Source organism: Sphingomonas sp. R86520, from assembly GCF_042466285.1.
Lineage (GTDB): Bacteria > Pseudomonadota > Alphaproteobacteria > Sphingomonadales > Sphingomonadaceae > Sphingomonas.
This window is the reverse complement of record NZ_JAXHBZ010000001.1, coordinates 1,807,451-1,824,445: the sequence shown is the minus strand read 5'-3', so window position 1 is coordinate 1,824,445 and position 16,995 is coordinate 1,807,451. Positions and strand designations below refer to the sequence as shown.

General features: G+C 65.5%; 19 protein-coding genes. 8 read left to right on the top strand and 11 right to left on the bottom strand.

Translation table 11 applies throughout. From position 1 onward, the window contains the following. The first annotated feature begins 71 nt into the window (after positions 1 to 71). The 4 genes from SJY41_RS08235 (at position 72) to SJY41_RS08220 (ending at position 3,236) form a co-directional block, all read left to right on the top strand. A complete protein-coding gene (locus SJY41_RS08235; RefSeq protein WP_380780703.1) occupies positions 72 to 437 on the top strand; it encodes a response regulator in 366 nt (121 codons plus the stop codon). A 76-nt stretch (positions 438 to 513) separates the two neighbouring features. Beyond that, positions 514 to 1,581 carry a chemotaxis protein CheB gene (locus SJY41_RS08230; RefSeq protein ID WP_380784087.1) on the top strand — a complete coding sequence of 356 codons (1,068 nt, stop codon included), beginning with the start codon at positions 514 to 516 and terminating at the stop codon, positions 1,579 to 1,581. Beyond that, positions 1,578 to 2,423: a CheR family methyltransferase gene (locus SJY41_RS08225; RefSeq protein WP_380780701.1), complete on the top strand. Its 846-nt coding sequence runs from the start codon at positions 1,578 to 1,580 to the stop codon at positions 2,421 to 2,423. The genes SJY41_RS08230 and SJY41_RS08225 overlap by 4 nt, the downstream gene beginning before the upstream one ends. A 105-nt stretch (positions 2,424 to 2,528) precedes the next feature. Next, positions 2,529 to 3,236 (top strand): HPP family protein, encoded by a 708-nt coding sequence (locus SJY41_RS08220; RefSeq protein ID WP_380780700.1) that lies wholly within the window; start codon positions 2,529 to 2,531, stop codon positions 3,234 to 3,236. 7 nt (positions 3,237 to 3,243) lie between these two features. Here the strand turns inward: SJY41_RS08220 and SJY41_RS08215 are convergent, their stop codons facing one another. Genes SJY41_RS08215 through SJY41_RS08205 form a run of 3 tightly spaced genes read right to left on the bottom strand, consistent with a single transcriptional unit; the run spans position 3,244 to position 4,857 of the window. After that, entirely contained in the window at positions 3,244 to 3,693 is a 450-nt protein-coding gene (locus SJY41_RS08215) for a cytidine deaminase (RefSeq protein ID WP_380780697.1), read from the bottom strand. After that, on the bottom strand, positions 3,690 to 4,367 hold the full coding sequence (locus tag SJY41_RS08210; protein WP_380780694.1) for a glycoside hydrolase family 25 protein: 678 nt from the start codon (positions 4,365 to 4,367) through the stop codon (positions 3,690 to 3,692). Before SJY41_RS08210 ends, SJY41_RS08215 begins: the two co-directional genes overlap by 4 nt. A 7-nt stretch (positions 4,368 to 4,374) precedes the next feature. Beyond that, positions 4,375 to 4,857 carry a UPF0262 family protein gene (locus tag SJY41_RS08205; protein ID WP_380780692.1) on the bottom strand — a complete coding sequence of 161 codons (483 nt, stop codon included), beginning with the start codon at positions 4,855 to 4,857 and terminating at the stop codon, positions 4,375 to 4,377. A gap of 118 nt (positions 4,858 to 4,975) precedes the next feature. On the opposite strand from SJY41_RS08205, the gene SJY41_RS08200 reads away from it, so the two are divergent. After that, a complete protein-coding gene (locus tag SJY41_RS08200) occupies positions 4,976 to 6,466 on the top strand; it encodes a replicative DNA helicase (RefSeq protein ID WP_056050676.1) in 1,491 nt (496 codons plus the stop codon). Positions 6,467 to 6,628: 162 nt separating this feature from the next. Here SJY41_RS08200 and SJY41_RS08195 read toward each other — a convergent pair whose 3' ends face one another. The 7 genes from SJY41_RS08195 to SJY41_RS08165 all read right to left on the bottom strand — a co-directional run bounded on the left by SJY41_RS08195 (position 6,629) and on the right by SJY41_RS08165 (position 13,419). Further along, complete coding sequence (locus SJY41_RS08195) at positions 6,629 to 7,381, bottom strand: phosphoadenylyl-sulfate reductase (RefSeq protein WP_380780690.1); 753 nt, start codon at positions 7,379 to 7,381, stop codon at positions 6,629 to 6,631. Beyond that, positions 7,374 to 7,814 (bottom strand): DUF934 domain-containing protein, encoded by a 441-nt coding sequence (locus tag SJY41_RS08190; RefSeq protein ID WP_380780688.1) that lies wholly within the window; start codon positions 7,812 to 7,814, stop codon positions 7,374 to 7,376. The genes SJY41_RS08195 and SJY41_RS08190 overlap by 8 nt, the downstream gene beginning before the upstream one ends. Beyond that, positions 7,807 to 9,438 (bottom strand): nitrite/sulfite reductase, encoded by a 1,632-nt coding sequence (locus SJY41_RS08185; protein WP_380780687.1) that lies wholly within the window; start codon positions 9,436 to 9,438, stop codon positions 7,807 to 7,809. The genes SJY41_RS08190 and SJY41_RS08185 overlap by 8 nt, the downstream gene beginning before the upstream one ends. 1 nt (position 9,439) lies before the next feature. Beyond that, positions 9,440 to 9,736, bottom strand: coding sequence for a DUF2849 domain-containing protein (locus SJY41_RS08180; protein WP_107955139.1), 297 nt, complete (start codon positions 9,734 to 9,736; stop codon positions 9,440 to 9,442). Beyond that, positions 9,733 to 10,524 (bottom strand): uroporphyrinogen-III C-methyltransferase, encoded by a 792-nt coding sequence (gene cobA / locus SJY41_RS08175; protein ID WP_380780685.1) that lies wholly within the window; start codon positions 10,522 to 10,524, stop codon positions 9,733 to 9,735. Before cobA ends, SJY41_RS08180 begins: the two co-directional genes overlap by 4 nt. A gap of 85 nt (positions 10,525 to 10,609) precedes the next feature. Continuing rightward, entirely contained in the window at positions 10,610 to 12,022 is a 1,413-nt protein-coding gene (gene astD, locus SJY41_RS08170) for a succinylglutamate-semialdehyde dehydrogenase (RefSeq protein WP_380780683.1), read from the bottom strand. 35 nt (positions 12,023 to 12,057) lie between these two features. Next, entirely contained in the window at positions 12,058 to 13,419 is a 1,362-nt protein-coding gene (locus SJY41_RS08165) for a protein adenylyltransferase SelO family protein (protein ID WP_380780681.1), read from the bottom strand. 37 nt (positions 13,420 to 13,456) lie between these two features. Here SJY41_RS08165 and SJY41_RS08160 point away from each other — a divergent pair, with 37 nt between their 5' ends. The 3 genes from SJY41_RS08160 to SJY41_RS08150 all read left to right on the top strand — a co-directional run bounded on the left by SJY41_RS08160 (position 13,457) and on the right by SJY41_RS08150 (position 16,325). After that, positions 13,457 to 14,338 (top strand): alpha/beta fold hydrolase, encoded by an 882-nt coding sequence (locus tag SJY41_RS08160; protein WP_380780679.1) that lies wholly within the window; start codon positions 13,457 to 13,459, stop codon positions 14,336 to 14,338. A 55-nt stretch (positions 14,339 to 14,393) separates the two neighbouring features. Continuing rightward, complete coding sequence (locus tag SJY41_RS08155) at positions 14,394 to 15,152, top strand: SDR family oxidoreductase (protein WP_380780677.1); 759 nt, start codon at positions 14,394 to 14,396, stop codon at positions 15,150 to 15,152. A gap of 66 nt (positions 15,153 to 15,218) precedes the next feature. Continuing rightward, positions 15,219 to 16,325 (top strand): glycosidase, encoded by a 1,107-nt coding sequence (locus tag SJY41_RS08150; RefSeq protein ID WP_380780675.1) that lies wholly within the window; start codon positions 15,219 to 15,221, stop codon positions 16,323 to 16,325. Between the two features lie 50 nt (positions 16,326 to 16,375). Here SJY41_RS08150 and SJY41_RS08145 read toward each other — a convergent pair whose 3' ends face one another. Continuing rightward, the gene (locus SJY41_RS08145) at positions 16,376 to 16,732 is read right to left on the bottom strand and encodes a hypothetical protein (RefSeq protein ID WP_380780673.1); all 357 of its coding nucleotides are present in this window, start codon (positions 16,730 to 16,732) and stop codon (positions 16,376 to 16,378) included. Between the last annotated feature and the right edge of the window lie 263 nt (positions 16,733 to 16,995).

Here is a 16,995-nt window from a genome sequence, read left to right as displayed (position 1 = left end):
GCGGCGCTTAACGCGTCGCTTACCCTTTTGAAGGTACACTCGTCGCACGATTTCCCCCCGGAAGGCTTTTCATGAAGACCTGTCTCGTCGTCGATGACTCCAAGGTGATCCGCAAGGTCGCACGCCATATCCTGGAGACGCTAGACTTCACCGTTACCGAAGCTTGCGATGGCCGCGAAGCGCTGGCCGCCTGTCTCGCGTCGATGCCCGATGTGATTTTGCTCGACTGGAACATGCCGGTCATGAGCGGCATGGATTTCCTCCGTGCCCTGCGCGAAGCCGACGTGCCGCGTCGGCCCAAGGTCGTGTTCTGCACCACCGAGAACGGGATGGCCTATATTCGCGCCGCGATCGAAGCCGGAGCGGACGAATATGTGATGAAGCCGTTCGACCGCGACACGCTGGAATCGAAGCTCCAGATCGTCGGCCTGGTCTGATCCGAACGCTTCGGTGACGACTCGCTCCGTCCCTGTATCGCGGCACCTCGACCGCGATGACGTCGACACGGCACGTGTGCTGATCGTCGACGATTCGGTCGTCGCTCGGGCGGTCATCGCGCGGATGGTCGATGGCAGCGACCGTTTCTCGGTCGTCGGTGCCGTCGGTAACGTCGCTGCGGCCCTCGAGTTTCTCGGTCGGGCATCCGTGGATTTCATCCTGCTCGACATAGCGCTGCCGGGTATCGACGGGTTGAGCGCACTCCCGGATCTGATTTCGGCAGGGCAGGGTGCGAAAATACTCATCGTGTCCTCCTCTGCAGACGAGGGGGGCGCGACCGCGATCCAGGCGATGGCGCTCGGCGCGGCGGAGACGCTGATCAAACCGTCGACCGGCGCGCTTTCGCAGGTGTTCGCGACCGCGCTCGTCGGCAAACTCGAAAAGCTCAGCGAGTATCCAGCGCCGCCGCCGCCGTCGCCGACGCCGCCACAACCGATCGTACGGCCGTTGGCGGCTCCGACGGTGATCGAGCAGCGGCCGCTGGTTCGCCCGGTTTCGGCGAGCGAGGAGTATGACATCGTCGCGATCGGCGCATCGACTGGCGGTATCCACGCGCTCGGCCAGATGTTCCGCGCGGTGCCACAGGCGTTTCGTCTGCCGATGATCATTACCCAGCATCTGCCGACGTCGTTCATGCCGTATTTCGCAGCGCAGGTTGCTCTGCTTGCCGGGCGCCCGTGCGATGTCGCCGTCGACCGGTTGCGTATTCGCCCGGGCCGGATCATCGTCGCGCCGGGCGATGCCCACCTCAAATGCGTTAAGCTGTCTGACGGCGGTGCCGCGCTGCGACTGACGCACGAGGATGCCGCCAGCGGGTGCATGCCGTCGGTCGATCCGATGCTGAGTTCGCTTGCGGATGTGTACGGCGCCCGCCTGCTCGCCGTCGTGCTGAGCGGCATGGGGCGCGATGGCGCGGAAGGCGCACGGCGCGTCCACGACAGCGGCGGCTGCGTCGTCGTCCAAGACCGGCAAAGCTCGGTCGTATGGGGAATGCCCGGTGCGGTTGCGGCATTGGGCATTGCGGACGCGGTGCTGTCCCCGGACGCCATCGGGCAGCTGATCGCAACGCGACGTCGGCCATGACGCTGGCCCCCGTTCCCCCGCTGGGCGTGTCGCAGACCGCGATCAACGTACTGAGCGCGTTACTCGAGGCGCGGACCGGGCAGCAGATCGGTGCCTATCGCTCGTGGCGGGTGGATACGGCGCTGAAACCGCTGTTGCGCGCGCGCAAGCTCGATACGCTCGATCAGTTGGTGACCCAATTGCTGCAGGGAAGCGACAGGTCGATCGGCGACACCATCGTCGATGCGCTCGTCAACCAGGAAACTTCGTTCTTCCGCGACGCGCAGGTATTCCAGACGCTGGCCGAGGTCGTTGCCGAAGCCGAGTCCGATCGCCGCCGCGCACGCATCTGGTGCGCTGGATGCTCGACAGGCCAGGAGCCCTTGTCGCTGGCGATGCAGTTTGCGGAGCGCAAGGAGGCGACCGGCGCCCCGATACCGGAAATCATCGCCACCGACGTTTCCGACGCCGCGATCGCGCGCGGGCGGTCCGGCCGTTTCTCGCAGTTCGAGATACAACGCGGACTTCCGGTGCGGCGCATGGTCCAGTGGTTCGACACGACCGGAAGCGACTGGGTGGCGAAACCCGATCTGCTGGCGATGGTTGCTTTTCGCCGGATGAACCTGGTCGCCGACCAGCCCCCGCCGGGGCAGTTCGATGTCGTCCTGTGCCGCAACGTCTTGTTGTACCTGTCGGCCGAAACCAAGAACGAGGTGTTTCCGAAGATCGCAGCTGCGTTGAAACCCGACGGCGTGTTCGTGATGGGCGCCGGCGAAACCGTCATTGGCCAGACCCGCCTGTTCGAGCCAAGCAAGCGCTTCCGAGGCTGTTACGAACCACTCGGCAAAGGTCTCTCGCGCTAACGATACGCGGCCGTAACGCGTGAGTGTTCTCTGCGTCCACGCACCATCGCAGTGACATTGTGAACCAGCATCCATAATGGACGGCGTTCACCAATCGGATCTCTCATGCGTGCATTCTTCGTTCCCATTCTTGCGGGGGGAAACCTCCGGGATCGCGTCCTGGCCTGTGTCGGGGCGCTGTTCGGCATCGGCCTGACCAGTGCGATCAGCGCGTCGTTGATCCATCCGGACGGCGCGTTTCTGTTGATCGCTGCGCCAATGGGAGCGGCAGCCGTCCTGGTGTTCGCCGTACCGGCCAGTCCGCTCGCGCAACCCTGGCCGGTGGTCGGCGGGAACGTCATCGCCGCGATCGTCGGCGTCACCGTCGCAAAGCTCGTACCCGCACCCGAAATCGCAGCCGGAATCGCAGTCGCCGCGGCGATCCTCGCAATGTCGGTAACGCGGTCGCTACATCCGCCTGCCGGCGCAGTCGCGCTGACGGCGGTCGTCGGTGGGCCTGCGGTGCTCCACGCAGGCTATGCGTTCGCCGTCGTGCCTGTAGCTTTGAATGCCGTCATCCTGATGACGCTCGGCGTCCTCTTCCACAAACTTACCGGCCACAGCTACCCGCATCGTACCCGCGTCGTTGCTGCGCAGGCGCCCCCGGCCATCGGACACGAGCCGGAAGATCTCGATAACGCGTTGATCGATCTCGGCGATACGCTGGACGTCAGTCGCGAGGATCTCGACATGCTCGTGGAGCGTATCGAGCATCACGCTGCACGACGCCGCTCGGCCGATGCCCGTCCCGGGCAGCGTCCCCGTCCAGTTTGACTCTGAACTAGCGGATACCGAGGTCTGCAGGGCCGAACGCATCGGGCAACAACTCGGACAGGCGATACGTGCGGATCGCATCCCCGTCGGCTGCGCCACAATGAACCGGAAGATCGCGCCCGCCCAGTTGGCCGGCTTCGTTGATGACCTGGCGGCAACGACCACAGGGGCTGACCGGATGCGTGCCCGTCGCGCGTCCGTCCGCGTCCATCGCGCCCCCGATCACGCCGATCGCGACAATATCGCGCAATCGTCCCGCCGCGCTCGCGGTGGCGATCGCGACCGTCTCGGCGCACAGCGACAGGCCATAGCTCGCATTCTCGAAGTTCGCGCCGGTTATGACCGTGCCGTCGTCGAGCAGCACCGCGGCGCCGACGGCAAAGCGCGAATAGGGGGCGTGGGCGTTGCGCGCGGCCTCGCGTGCTGCAGTCACGAGTCGCGTTGCTTGTTCAGTCATGATGCCACCACGTCCCAGTTAACCGGTCCTTCGATCCCGTCGATGCGGCGGAAATCGCTGGCGCGCCACATTCGCCACGACCGCGACGTATAGTCGGGCTTCAGGATGTTCTCCACCGCCCATACCGGCCGCGGAATGGCGCCCGACAGGTCGTATCGCGATTCGACCGCCTTGCTGATTCGCAGCATCACCGGTTGGGCGGTGTGGGTTTCGACCATCGTCACGAACTCCGAGACTTCGGCGATCAGTGTGGCCCGATCGGGTCGCGCGGTGCAATCGTCATGGAACGCGATGTCCACGGCGGTCGGCAACGCATCCGAGGTTCGTGGGACGAACGTGTTGAACGCGTTCGCCTGTTCGTCCGCGCGCTGGCACAGCGAAAAGACGTGGACCGCGCCGCGTCGCAGGCCGGCTTCGGGGAGCGCTGCCCAGTTCGCCTCGAACCCGGGATCGCGCCGGTCGGTGCCCGAGGTCGCGACGATATAGGCGAAGTCGGCGCCGCTCGCGCGGACCGTGCCCCATTCGATCGGTCCTGCATTCTCGGCAAGGTCGATGCCCTGCAGCGGATAGCGCTTCACGTCGGGATGCCAGCCGGTCGCGGCGGTCCAGCCGCAAATGCCGACGAAGCCGGCGGCGGCCAGCGCGCCGGCGAATTTCAGAAGTCCGTAAGCCATGTGTCTTCTAGTTGCGGATGTGGAGGACGCAGATCAGCGTGAACAGCCGCCGCGCGGTGTCGAAATCGACCTCGATCTTGCCGTCGAGACGGTCTTTCAGAAGCTCTGCCGCTTCGTTGTGGATGCCGCGCCGCGCCATGTCCACCGTCTCGATCTGCGCTGGCGATGATTGCCGGATCGCCTGATAATAGCTGTCGCAGATCGCGAAATAGTCTTTGATCGGCCGACGGAAGCGTCCGAGCGCGAGTACCAGCGTTTCGAGATGGGTATCGTCTTCGCGGTGAATGTGGATGCCGAGGCGCCCTTCCTCCGACTGGAGCTTGATCCGGTACGGCCCTGCATACCCATCGGCATAGGCGCGCTGCGGCGCGAAATGGTTGCCCTCGATCAGGTCGAAGATCGCGATCCGCCGCTCCTGCTCGACATCGGCCGAGCGCCAGCCGAGACTGGTCTCGTCGAGTTGCACGTCGATGATCCGCGGGTCGGCCATCATCGCTCGATAGCGGCGGTCGTATCGCCTGTCACTTGTCGTGAGTCTCGTCACTTATCCCCAGCATTCCGTCGCACGTCGCTTGGACCGCGCGGTCCGCATCGCGTACACGCCGCCCATGGCAACTCTCGCATTCCCCGTTCCCGCTGTTCCCGAACCACAGCAGCTTCCCCGCAACGTCGAGGCCGAGGCGGCGATGCTCGGCGCGATGATGATCGACAACCGACTCGCCGACGATCTCGTCGACAAGCTCGAACCGGGTCACTTTTTCGAACCCGTGCACGGACGCATCTTCGCGGCGATCAAGACGCTGCGCGGCAACGACATGCTGGTGACGCCGGTCACGCTGCGACCGATGTTCGATGCCGACGAAGGCATGCGCGAGCTCGGCGGCCCGGCGTATCTGGCCGGGCTGACCGGCAGCGGCGCGGGCCTGATCGGCGCGCGCCAGTTCGCGCAGCAGATCTATGACCTGGCAATGTTGCGCGCGCTCGTGTCGGTCGGGCGGACCTTGGTTGATCGCGCGATGGACACCTCCGAGGAGGTCAATCCGCGCGCGCAGATCGAACTGGCCGAGGAGGAGCTCTTCAAGGTCGCGGCGGATGGCGGCTCCGAGAACACGGTGAAGTCGTTCGCGCAGGCAACCACGGCGGCGGTGAAGATGGCCGAACGTGCACTGAATTCCGGCGGCAATCTGTCGGGCGTTACCACCGGCATCGATTCGATCAACGCGAAGATCGGCGGCATGCATCACAGCGATCTCATGATCCTCGCCGGTCGTCCGGGCATGGGCAAGACCTCGCTCGCCACCAATATCGCGTTCAACGCCGCGCGGCGCTGGATGCGCGACATGGCCGACGGGATCGCGCCGAAGGATTCGGTTGGCGCGAAGGTCGCGTTCTTCTCGCTGGAAATGTCCGCCGATCAGCTGGCGACGCGTATTCTGGCCGAGCAGTCGCAGATCTCGTCCGAGTCGCTCCGCATGGGTAAGATCAGCCGGACCGAGTTCGCGCAGTTGGCGGCGGCTGCGGCCGAGCTGGAGAATTTGCCGCTGTTCATCGACGACACGGGCGGTCTCTCGATCGGCGCGCTGCATACGCGCGTGCGCCGGTTGCAACGTCGGCATAACAACGAGATCGGGCTGGTGGTGGTCGACTACCTGCAGCTGCTGTCGGGATCGGGCAAGAGCAAGGACGGCAACCGCGTCCAGGAAATCTCCGAGATTTCGCGTGGACTGAAGACGCTGGCGAAGGACTTGAACGTGCCGGTGCTGGCGCTGTCGCAGCTGTCGCGTGCGGTGGAATCGCGCGAGGACAAGACGCCGATGCTGTCGGATCTTCGCGAGTCGGGGTCGATCGAGCAGGACGCGGACATGGTCTGGTTCGTGTACCGCGAGGATTATTACGTCGCGTCGAAGGAGCCCAAGCGACCCGCGGAGGGTGACAGCTCGAAGATCTTCGAGGACCACGCATCGTGGGCGGCGGAGATGGAGCGGGTCTACGGCCTGGCGGAGCTGATCATCGCCAAGCAGCGCCACGGCGCGACGGGCAAGGTCCGGATGAAGTTCGATCCGACGATCACCAAGTTCTCGGATCTCGCCGAGTATTGAGTGTCTGAGTCCCTCGCCCCTTCGGGGAGAGGGAAGGGGCCCGCCGCCCTTGCGGTGGGAAGGGAGAGGGGCGTGAGGCTAGGGACCTGGATCCCAACCACCCCTCTCCCTTCCGTCGCTACGCTCCTCCTTCCCTCTCCCCGGAGGGGCGAGGGATAGCGGTCAGATCATCGGGTCGTAGTCTGTTGGGGCGTGGATGCCGCATTCGACCTTGTCGAAACTCCGCCAGCGGCCAGCGCGCGGGTCTTCGCCGGGGGCGACTTTAGTGGTGCACGGCGCGCAGCCGATCGAGAGATAGCCTTGTGCCTCGAGCGGATGACGCGGGAGGTCGTGCTCGGCAAAATAGGCGTCGAGCTTGGCCTTGTCCCAGTCGGCAAGCGGGTTGATTTTCAACCGCCCCTCATCCTCCTCGAACCGCGGTAGCGCGGTGCGGGTGCCGGACTGAAACCCCTTCCGCCCCGAAATCCACGCATCGAACGGGGCTAGCGCACGCCGCAACGGCTCGACCTTGCGCAGATCGCAGCACCCGTCCGGATCATACGACCAGCGCAACCCCGTCTTGTCCTTGATCGCCAGCAACCGCGGATCCGGGCGGAACACGCGCAGGTCGGTGAACCCCAGTTTCTCCGCCAGCTCGTCGCGATAGGCCAGCGTCTCGCCGAACATCTTCTGCGTGTTCGTAAAGATTACCGGCACGTCGACATCGACCTGCGCGACCATGTGCAGCAATACCGCCGACTCCGCGCCGAACGAAGACACCGCCGCGATCCGCCCGCGCAACTCGCCGACCAGTAGCTCGAACAGCATCTCCTGCGCGGAGACTCCTTCGAACCGGTCCTGCATCGCCATCGCATCGGCGCGCGTGAACGCCGGCGTGACGTCGATCATGTCGAGTTGGCGCGCGGGCTCACCCATGGCGCAGCTTCCACACCGGCACCGCGCCATCGGCCGCCTTCTGGTACGGCGTATCGTAGCGCTCGAGGCTCGCACGCAGCACGTCGATATCGATCGGCGCCTGCGGTGCGAAGCTGTCGAACCCGCAGCGCCGCATCAGCGGAATCTGATCGACCAGCACGTCGCCCTGCGCGCGCAGTTCGCCGGCATAGCCCGCCTCGCGCAGGATCCGCGCGGACGAATAGCCACGCCCGTCACGGTAGCCGGGAAAGCTCACCTCGATCAGCGCAAGCTGGTCGATCTGCGGCAACAGCGCACGTGCGTCGTCGCCCGCTTCCAGGCGCACGGCGGCGGCATTGCTCTGGCCGATGAACGAATCGAGCGTCACCGCGGGTTCGTCATGCGGCTCGTCGTCGCGAAAACGGAGCAGCGTCTGGTCCGGATACTCAACCATAGATCGCCTCCTTGAACGTCTCGAAGCCGACGCGGCGGTAGGTGTCGAGGAAGCGCTCGCCGGGGTCGCGGACCTGCAGGTACCGGTCGGTGACACGCTCGATCGCGTCGACCACGCCGTCCTCGGAGAAGCCGGGGCCGGTGATCTTCGCGAGGCTCACATCCTCCGCGCCCGAGCCGCCGAGCGAGAGTTGGTAATTCTCGGTGCCCTTCTTGTCGACGCCGAGGATGCCGATGTGGCCCGCGTGATGGTGCCCGCACGCGTTGATACAGCCGCTGATCTTGAGCTTCAACTCACCCAGGTCGCGCTGGCGGTCGAGGCTGCCGAAGCGAGTCGCGATCTTCTGTGCGAGCGGGATCGAGCGGGCGTTGGCGAGGCTGCAATAATCGAGACCGGGGCAGGCGATGATGTCGCTGATCAAGTCCAGATTGGCTTCGGCGAGGCCGGCGTCGTTCAGCGCCGACCATACCGCGTGGAGGTCGGCGATGCGGACATGTGGCAGGACGATGTTCTGCGCATGCGTGACGCGCAGTTCGTCGAAGCTGTAGCGGGTGCCGAGGTCAGCCATCAGGTCGATCTGGTCCGCCGACGCGTCGCCGGGGATGCCGCCGATCGGCTTCAGGCTGATGTTGACGATCGCATAGCCGGGCTGCTTGTGGGCCTTCACGTTCTGGTCGAGCCAGACCGCGAAGTCGGGGTCGCTGCGGTCGATGTCGGTCGAGGCGTTGGCGTCGAAATCAGGCGCGCCGAAGTGGCTCGTGATACGCTCCAGCTCAGCCCGTGGAGGATCGAGGCCAAGGCCCTTCACCGCGGCGAACTCCTCCTCGACCTGGCGGCGATATTCGTCGGGGCCGATCTCGTGAAGCAGGATCTTGATCCGCGCCTTGTAGATGTTGTCGCGCCGGCCATAGCGATTGTAGACGCGCAGGCATGCCTCGAGATAGCTCATCAGGTCGTCGGCGGGGACGAAGTCGCGGATCTCGTGGCTGATCATCGGCGTACGGCCCATGCCGCCGCCGACGAAGATCTTCGCGCCGAGTTCGCCGTCGCGGACGTGAAGACCGATGCCGATGTCGTGCAAACGCATCGCCGCGCGATCCTCGTCCGCCGCGATCACGCAGATCTTGAACTTCCGCGGCAGAAACGTGAATTCCGGGTGGAACGTCGACCATTGGCGGATCAGCTCGGCCCAGGGGCGCGGGTCGGCGACCTCGTCTGCGGCGGCCCCGGCGAACTGGTCAGAGCTGATGTTGCGGATGCAGTTGCCGCTGGTCTGGATGGCATGCATCTCGACCGTCGCGAGTTCCTGGAGAATGTCGGGGGTCTGGTCGAGCTGGATCCAGTTGAACTGGATGTTCTGGCGCGTGGTGAAGTGGCCGTAGCCGCGGTCGTACTTGCGCGCGATGTGCCCGAGCATCCGCATCTGGCGGCCGTCGAGCGTCCCGTACGGCACCGCGACGCGCAGCATGTAGGCATGCAGCTGGAGGTACAGCCCGTTCATCAGCCGCAGCGGCTTGAACTGGTCCTCGGTCAGCTCGCCCGAGAGGCGGCGGCGGACCTGATCGCGGAACTCGTCGACGCGCTGGTCGACGATCGCCTGGTCGTATTCGTCGTATTTATACATATCAGATCACCCAGCTGCCGGCGTTGGGGTCGGCGGGTTTGAGAGTCAGGTCGGGCCGCATCGTCGGGCCCAAAGCGCGGATGCGGTCCTTGATGTGGGCGGGGCGGGGACCTTCGTCGGTCTGCGTCGCCTCGATCAGATAGGGCACGTTGACGCGGCGAGCGCCTTCCTCCGCCTGGAGAATGGCTTCACCCGCGACGCCGACGTCTGCCGCGTCCTCGATATGGCGCGACCAGCCATTGCCGGTCCACCAGACGACATCGCCGGTGGGAAGGTCGTTTCCGGTCAACAGCTTCATGCGGCGGCGTCCTCTGCTACGCGAGCCCAGCGGGCGAGTTTGTCTTCGGCGTCCGACAGCAGGACGACTTCGCCGACGACGATGATCGCGGGGCTTTTCACCGCCTCGCGGGTTACCATCGCGCCGAGATCGGCGAGCAGCGTACGGATCGCTCGGCTTCCTTTGAGCGTGCCGCGCTCGAGCACGGCGACGGGCATGTCGGGGGCGACGCCATCGGCCATCAGCTTGTCGGCAATGTCGGTCGCGGTGGCCACGCCCATGTAGATCACCAGCGTACGGCCCTGGCCGGCAAGCCCGGACCAGTCCTGCTCGGTCAGACCCTTGCACTGGCCCGCGACGAAGCTGACCGCGCTCGAATGATCGCGGTGGGTCAGCGGCAGCATTGCTTCGGCGGCGCAACCGAGCGCGGCCGACACGCCGGGGATGACTTCGACGGGGAGGCCGGCGGCGCGGACCGCCTCGACTTCCTCGCCGCCGCGACCGAACACGAACGGATCGCCGCCCTTCAGGCGAATGACGATCGCGCCGGTCTTCACATGCGCGATGATCAGCGCATTGATCGCGTCTTGCGGCAGCGTATGGCGCGCGCGCTGTTTGGCGACCGAGATGCGCTGTGCCGACGGCGGCGCGATGTCGAGCACGCGTGGATCGATCAGGCCGTCATGCACGACGACGTCGGCGGTCTTCAGCGCCTCGACCGCGCGGACGGTGAGCAGGCCGGGGTCGCCGGGGCCGGCCCCCACGAGGATGACGCGCCCGCGGGCGGTTGGGTCTAGGAGACTTGCCATGCGACGGGAGATGGGCGGATGCGCGCTGCGCCGCAACCGAATGATGCTTTGGCGGCAGGTAGGAGAGCTTTTGTCCGTCAGGCGGTCAGGCGTCGCTGAGGCCGATGCCGATGCTCGCGCGGGCGCTCTCGGATTCGCTGCTGACGACCGGGTAGGCACAGTAATCGGCCGCATAATAGGCGCTTGGCCGGTGGTTGCCCGACCAGCCGACGCCGCCGAACGGGGCGCCGGACGACGCGCCATTCGTTGGCTTGTTCCAGTTGACGATACCGGCCCGGATGTTCGCCCAGAAGCGGTCGTACAGCGCTGGCGTCTGACTGATGAGCGAGGCGGACAGGCCGTAGCGCGTGTTGTTCGCCTCGGCGATCGCGGCATCGAAATCGTCGACGCGGATGACCTGCAGGATCGGGCCGAACAGCTCGATATCCGGACGGTCCGGGATGTCGGTGACATCGATCAGCGCGGGCTTCAGGAAAGGGAGATGGTCTACCGGCCGTTCGAGATGACGGATCGCGCGCCCGCCATGCGCGAGCAACGCGAGGAAACTCTCGGCAAGCTGATCGGCTGCCTGGTTGTCGATGACCGGGCCCATGAACGGCGCCGGATTGGCATGCGGTTCGTCGACGATGATCCGGCCGATCATCTTATCGATCGTCGCGACCAACGGGTCGTACAGCTTGGTGTCGATGATCAGACGGCGTGCAGCGGTACAGCGCTGGCCAGCCGTGGTGAACGCGGACTGGATCACCAGCACGGCCGCGGTGTGCAGGTCGGGCGTGTCCCAGACGACGATCGGGTTGTTGCCGCCCATCTCCAGCGCAAGGATCTTCTCGGGCTTGTCGGCAAAGGCACGGTTGAGCGCGAGACCGGTCTGGGCAGAGCCGGTGAACAACAGTCCGTCGATACCGGGATGCGCGGCGAGCGCCTTGCCCTCCGCGGGGCCACCGATAACGAGGCGGATGCACTCGGGCGGCACGCCGGCGGCGCGAAAGCATTCGACCAGGAACGCACCCACCGCAGGGGTTTTCTCCGACGGTTTGAAAACGACCGCGTTGCCGGCGATCAAGGCCGGGACGATGTGGCCGTTGGGCAGGTGCGCGGGGAAATTATACGGCCCCAGAACAGCCAGCACGCCGTGCGGCTTGTGACGGACGGCGATACGCGAGCCCATCGTCGCTTCGAGCCGACGCTGCGCGGTGCGATCGGCATAGGCGCTGACCGAGATGTCGACCTTGGCGATGACCGTCTCGACCTCGCCGCGCGCTTCCCAGATCGGCTTGCCGGTTTCGCGCGCGATCAGGTCGGTGAAGGCGTCGTTGCGTTGGCGGACGATGTTGGCAAAGCGCCGCATCGTCTCGATCCGGAAGGCCAGCGGCTTCGAGGCCCAAGTCGACCAGCCAGCGCGCGCGCAGGACACTTCGGCGTCGACGTCGCCGATCGGGTGACGCCAGAGGACCGCACCGGTAGCCGGTTCGTGGGAGATGATCTCGTCGGACATTCGTCGCTCTTGCCTCAAATCATGGACGATTCCAATTATTCGGCGAGTGCTTCGCCCATCGAGCGGATCGCCGCGACCTTGGCGTCGAGCAGCGTCCAGTCGTCGTGCTCGGCGATCGGCGCCCAGATCGCTTCCACTTCGTCGATCAGCATGCTGCACGGGTCTCCCGACCAATAGGAATGCGAGCGATCTTTGCGCGGTTCGTACGTAGCGAGTGCAGCACGGACTTCGACCCAGGGGTCGGCATACGTGTCGGGCAGGTCCCCGCCAAATGCATCGAAAAAGAAGCGGTCGATGCCGACGCCCGAGGTGCGCAGCGCGCGTTCGGTAGCCTGGACGAGGTCCTGGTCGGTCTGCGGATCGCGCGGACGGACACCGAGACGCCAGAGAATCGCCTGCGTGACTTCGGGTTGGTAGCGCGGTCCGAACTGGTCGAGCGCAGCCACCAGCGGATCGCTGTCGGCGATCTGCCGAAGTGCGACCGCGAGTTGCATCACGTCCCAGTGGATCGCCTCGGGCTGGCGGCCGAACGCGTAGAGTCGCTGGTGGTCGAAATAGGCCGCAGTGAAGGTTGCGTCCCAGGTCGGCGCAAAGCGCCACGGGCCATAATCGAAGCTCTCGCCGGTGACGTTGATGTTGTCCGAATTGAGGACGCCGTGGACGAAGCCGGCGGCCATGTAGCGCGCGGCGAGGCGGGCGGTGCGACCGACGACGAGATCGAGCAGGCGAACCGGGTCTTCGCTGTCCTCGTCGTAGAGGTTGCGCAGGGTGTAGCCGACGAGTTTACGCAATCCCGCTTCGTCGCGGTGATAGGCGAGGCGCTGGAAGCTGCCGATGCGGACATGGCTGTGGTTGAGGCGGACGAGGACGGCGGAGCGCGTCGGACTGGGCTCGTCGCCGCGCTGCAACTGCTCGCCGGTCTCGATCAGCGACAGCGTGCGCGAGGTCGGGACGTTCAAAGCTTCGAGCATCTCGGTTGCGAGGATTTCGCGAACACCACCCTTGAGCGTGAGACGACCATCGCCGGCGCGGCTCCAGGGCGTCTGGCCCGAACCCTTGGTGCCGAGGTCCATCAGGCGACCGCGATCGTCGCGCATCTGCGCGAAGGTGAAGCCGCGACCATCGCCGAGCTCGGGATTGTAGCTGCGGAACTGGTGGCCGTGATAGCGGAGCGCGAAGGGCTGGGGGAGCGTGTCGGGGAGCGGCTCGAACCGGCCGAAATGGCGGGTCCAGGCTTCGTCGGTGAGCGCATCGAGCCCGATCTGCGCGGCGGCGCGGTCGTTGCGGAAGCGCAGCCGGGTCTCGGGGAAGTCGGCGGGTGCGACGGGGTCGAAGAAGCCGTCCCCGAGGTCGAGGAGCTTTGCTTCGGGGCGATACACTTGCGGGCGGATGGGCATGCGGCGATATGGTGGCCGCTACCCGAAGGACGCAACCATGGCCGCTTACGAAAACCTCTATTGGTGGTCCAACGACGGGCTGAGACTGCACGCGCGGGACTATCCGGGGGGCGCGGAAGGCCAGCCGCCGATCATCTGCATGCCCGGCCTGACGCGCAATGCGCGCGATTTCGATGCGCTCGCGGCAAGGTTGGCAGGGCGCTGGCGCCTGATCGCGGTGGACTTTCGCGGGCGCGGCGAGAGCGCGTATGCGAAGGATCCGATGTCGTACGTCCCGCTGACCTATGTGCAGGACGTCGAGGCGTTGCTGACCGAGCTCGGCATCGGCCGGTATATCGCGTTCGGCACGTCGCTGGGCGGGATCGTCACGATGCTGATGGCGGGGCCATCGCGGGGCCGGATGGCAGCGGCGTTGCTTAACGACGTCGGGCCCGAGATCGACGCGCAGGGCCTGTCGCGGATCCGCGGCTATGTCGGCAAGGCGAGCGTCTTCCCGACCTGGATGCACGCCGCGCGCTGCGTCTCCGAGAACAACGCCGACGTCTATCCCGACTGGCAGATCGAGGACTGGCTGGCGATGGCCAAGCGGCTGTACCGGCTCAACAGTTCGGGGCGGATCGTGCTCGACTACGACCTGAAGATCGCCGAGCCGTTCCGCGTGCCGGGTAATGAGGCGGGGCCGGACATGTGGCAGGGGCTGGCGTCATTGCGCGACGTGCCGACCTTGATCGTTCGCGGTGGGCGCTCCGACCTGCTGTCGGCGGCGACGGCGGAGCGGATGGCGGCGTCGCTCGACCAGGCCGAGCTGATGACGGTGCCGGGGGTCGGCCACGCGCCGACGCTCAGCGAGACGATGCTGCAGGAGCCGATCGACCGGTTGCTGGCGCGTGCGCTTGAGGGGGCGGCGATCCGCGCTTAGGGGAGGGCGGCGCGAAGCGTTTCGCCGCCAATCTGCTGACAAGCCGGGATACTTGATGACCGAACTCTCCGACGCCCACACCAATGTCCGCCCGCTGAAGGGCCGCCGCGCGATCATTACCGGGGGCACGACCGGGATCGGCCGGGCGATCGCGGTGCTGCTGGCTGCCGAAGGGGCGAAGGTCTATATCTGCGGGCGCGACGAGCGCTATCTGCAGGACGCTCTGGCGCGTATTCGCGAGGTGGGCGAGGGCGACGGGATGGTCACCGAACTCGCCGATCCCGACAAGGTCCGCGCGTTCTTCGATGCGGGCGAGGCGTATCTCGGCGGCTTCGACATCACGATCGTCAACGCGGCGGTCGCAGCCGGCGGCCTGACGCAGATGAGCGAGGACGAACTCCGCTACGCCATCGCCGTCGATTTCACCGCGTATCTGCTCAGCGCGCATCACGCCGCGCACCGGATGACGCCGATCAGCGACATCGTCATTATCGGTTCGCTGAGCGCGCATATCCTCGGGCCGAGCTCGACGGTGTATGCCGGGGTGAAGTCGGGGATTGCCGGTTTCTCGGAAGCCTTGCGGCGCGAGCTGGGACCGAAAGGCATTAAGGTGTCGCTGGTCGAGCCAGGCAAGGTCGGCTCGAACATGCAGTATCCCGACGTGCCCGACGACAAGCAGCGCCAGATGATCGAGGCGGAGCAGATGCTGCGCGCCGAGGACATCGCGGTCGGGGTGGAATTCGTCCTGACGCAGCCGACGCGGACCGTGATCCAGCAGATCGTGATCGTCCCGCGGGCGCTTGAGGGGGAGTAACCGTCCCTTCTGGTTCTCCCGCTTTCGCGGGGGAACGCGGACGGCATACGTATCAAGGAGAATAGCATGTTCGATCAGCTCGTCTTCACCCCCGCCGACATCGACCTGTCGCGCTCGCCGCTGGCCGGGAAGATCGGCGCCGAGACCTATGTGCTGGGCGCGTTCAATCCGGGGATGACGCGGCTGGCGAACGGCAATCTGCTGCTGATGGTGCGCGTCGCCGAAGCGCTCAGACACCCGGTCAAGGACGGCAACGTCCATGCGATCCGCTGGCAGGATGGTGCGTGTCTGCTCGATGCGTGGCCGTTGGCGATGGTCGATACCAAGGATCCTCGTAAATTCCTGATCCCCGGTGGCGGGTGGCGGGTGATGGCGCTGACGTCGTTGTCGTGGCTGTTGCCGGTCGAGCTCGACGCCGAGGGGCGCTCGGTGGTCGCGGTGCATTACGACAAGGCGATCGCGCCGCGGACCTCGTACCAATGCTACGGCGTCGAGGATGCGCGGATCTCGAAAGTCGGCGACCGCTATCTGATGACGACGTGTTCCGTGAGCCCGGAGCGACATTCGACGACGCTTTATACGTCCGCCAATGCGCTCGACTGGCAGCTCGAGGGAATCGTGCTGGATCATCAAAACAAGGACATGCTGATCTTCGAAGGGCTGATCGCCGGGCAGTATTGGGCGCAGACGCGGCCGCTGGGCGACCTGTATTTCGCGTATCCGCCGGGCAGCGAATGGCGCAGCGGGCCGTCGATCAACCTGTCGCGCTCGCCCGATGCGTTGCACTGGAAACCGCACGACAAGCCCGGCATCCGACCGCATTCCGCAACCGTCGCAACGGCGCGAATGGGTGGTGGCGCACCGCCGGTCCTGACCGATCGGGGCTGGCTGGCGCTGTGGCACGGGGTGGAGCCATCGGGCGTGGTCGGCATCTACCGGACATACTGGTCGATCCTCGACAAGGACGATCCGTCGATCACGGTCGCGACCGAGCATGCTGCGCTGCTGGAACCGAACCCGGCTTTGACCGAGCCGCTGAAGGACAGCATGTACGTCGACAACGTGGTCTTCACGACGGGTATCGCCGACGCTGGCGACTTCTACGTGGTCGCGAGCGGCGAGGCGGATCTGGCGTGCCGGATCACGCACATCGCCAAGGACGTGTTCGCGTGAATGTCGCCCGGTCGACGCACATATCCGTGCGTCGACCGGGCTAGTTCAGATCAGCAAAAGCCGAACGTCTGCTGGACGACCGTCCTGCCGGCGATCGACACGGTGACCTTGATACCGGTGGGGACGCCCCAGGTCGTGCAGATGTCGAGACATGCCTGACCGGCGGTACCACTTGGGAAGATCGCCGGGATCGGCAGGCAGACCGAGCCGAAGCCGAACGGCAGGTTGAGACAGACCTTGCCGTTGTTGACGGTCACGGTAACGCAGGTCGCGCCGAAAGTAAGCTTGCCACCCGACGCCAGATCGGTCTGGTGGTTGACCGATGTGAGTTTAGGCGCCGCGTCATTGCCTTTCGCCGCTTCGAGAACGCTGTCGATTGCTTTGCTGTCGAAATCATAGTGAGTCATGGTGGATCCCTCCTAAGTATTTTTCTTGGATCCGATGACTAACTCTGTTTCAACATGCTGGCTTGGAGATCATAGTCCGAAACAGTAGTTTCGAGGTCCGAAATGAATACATAAGCATCGGCTTGCCCTGTTGGTCTGATTAATGAGCCTATGTTTAGTCCGCATTTCGGATCGATCTGACATCGTATCGACGCGGCTGTTGCACCCCGCGACGCCGTGCCGACCCATTGCGGGCCGCTCTTGAAAGCGGGCCGAGAAATCGG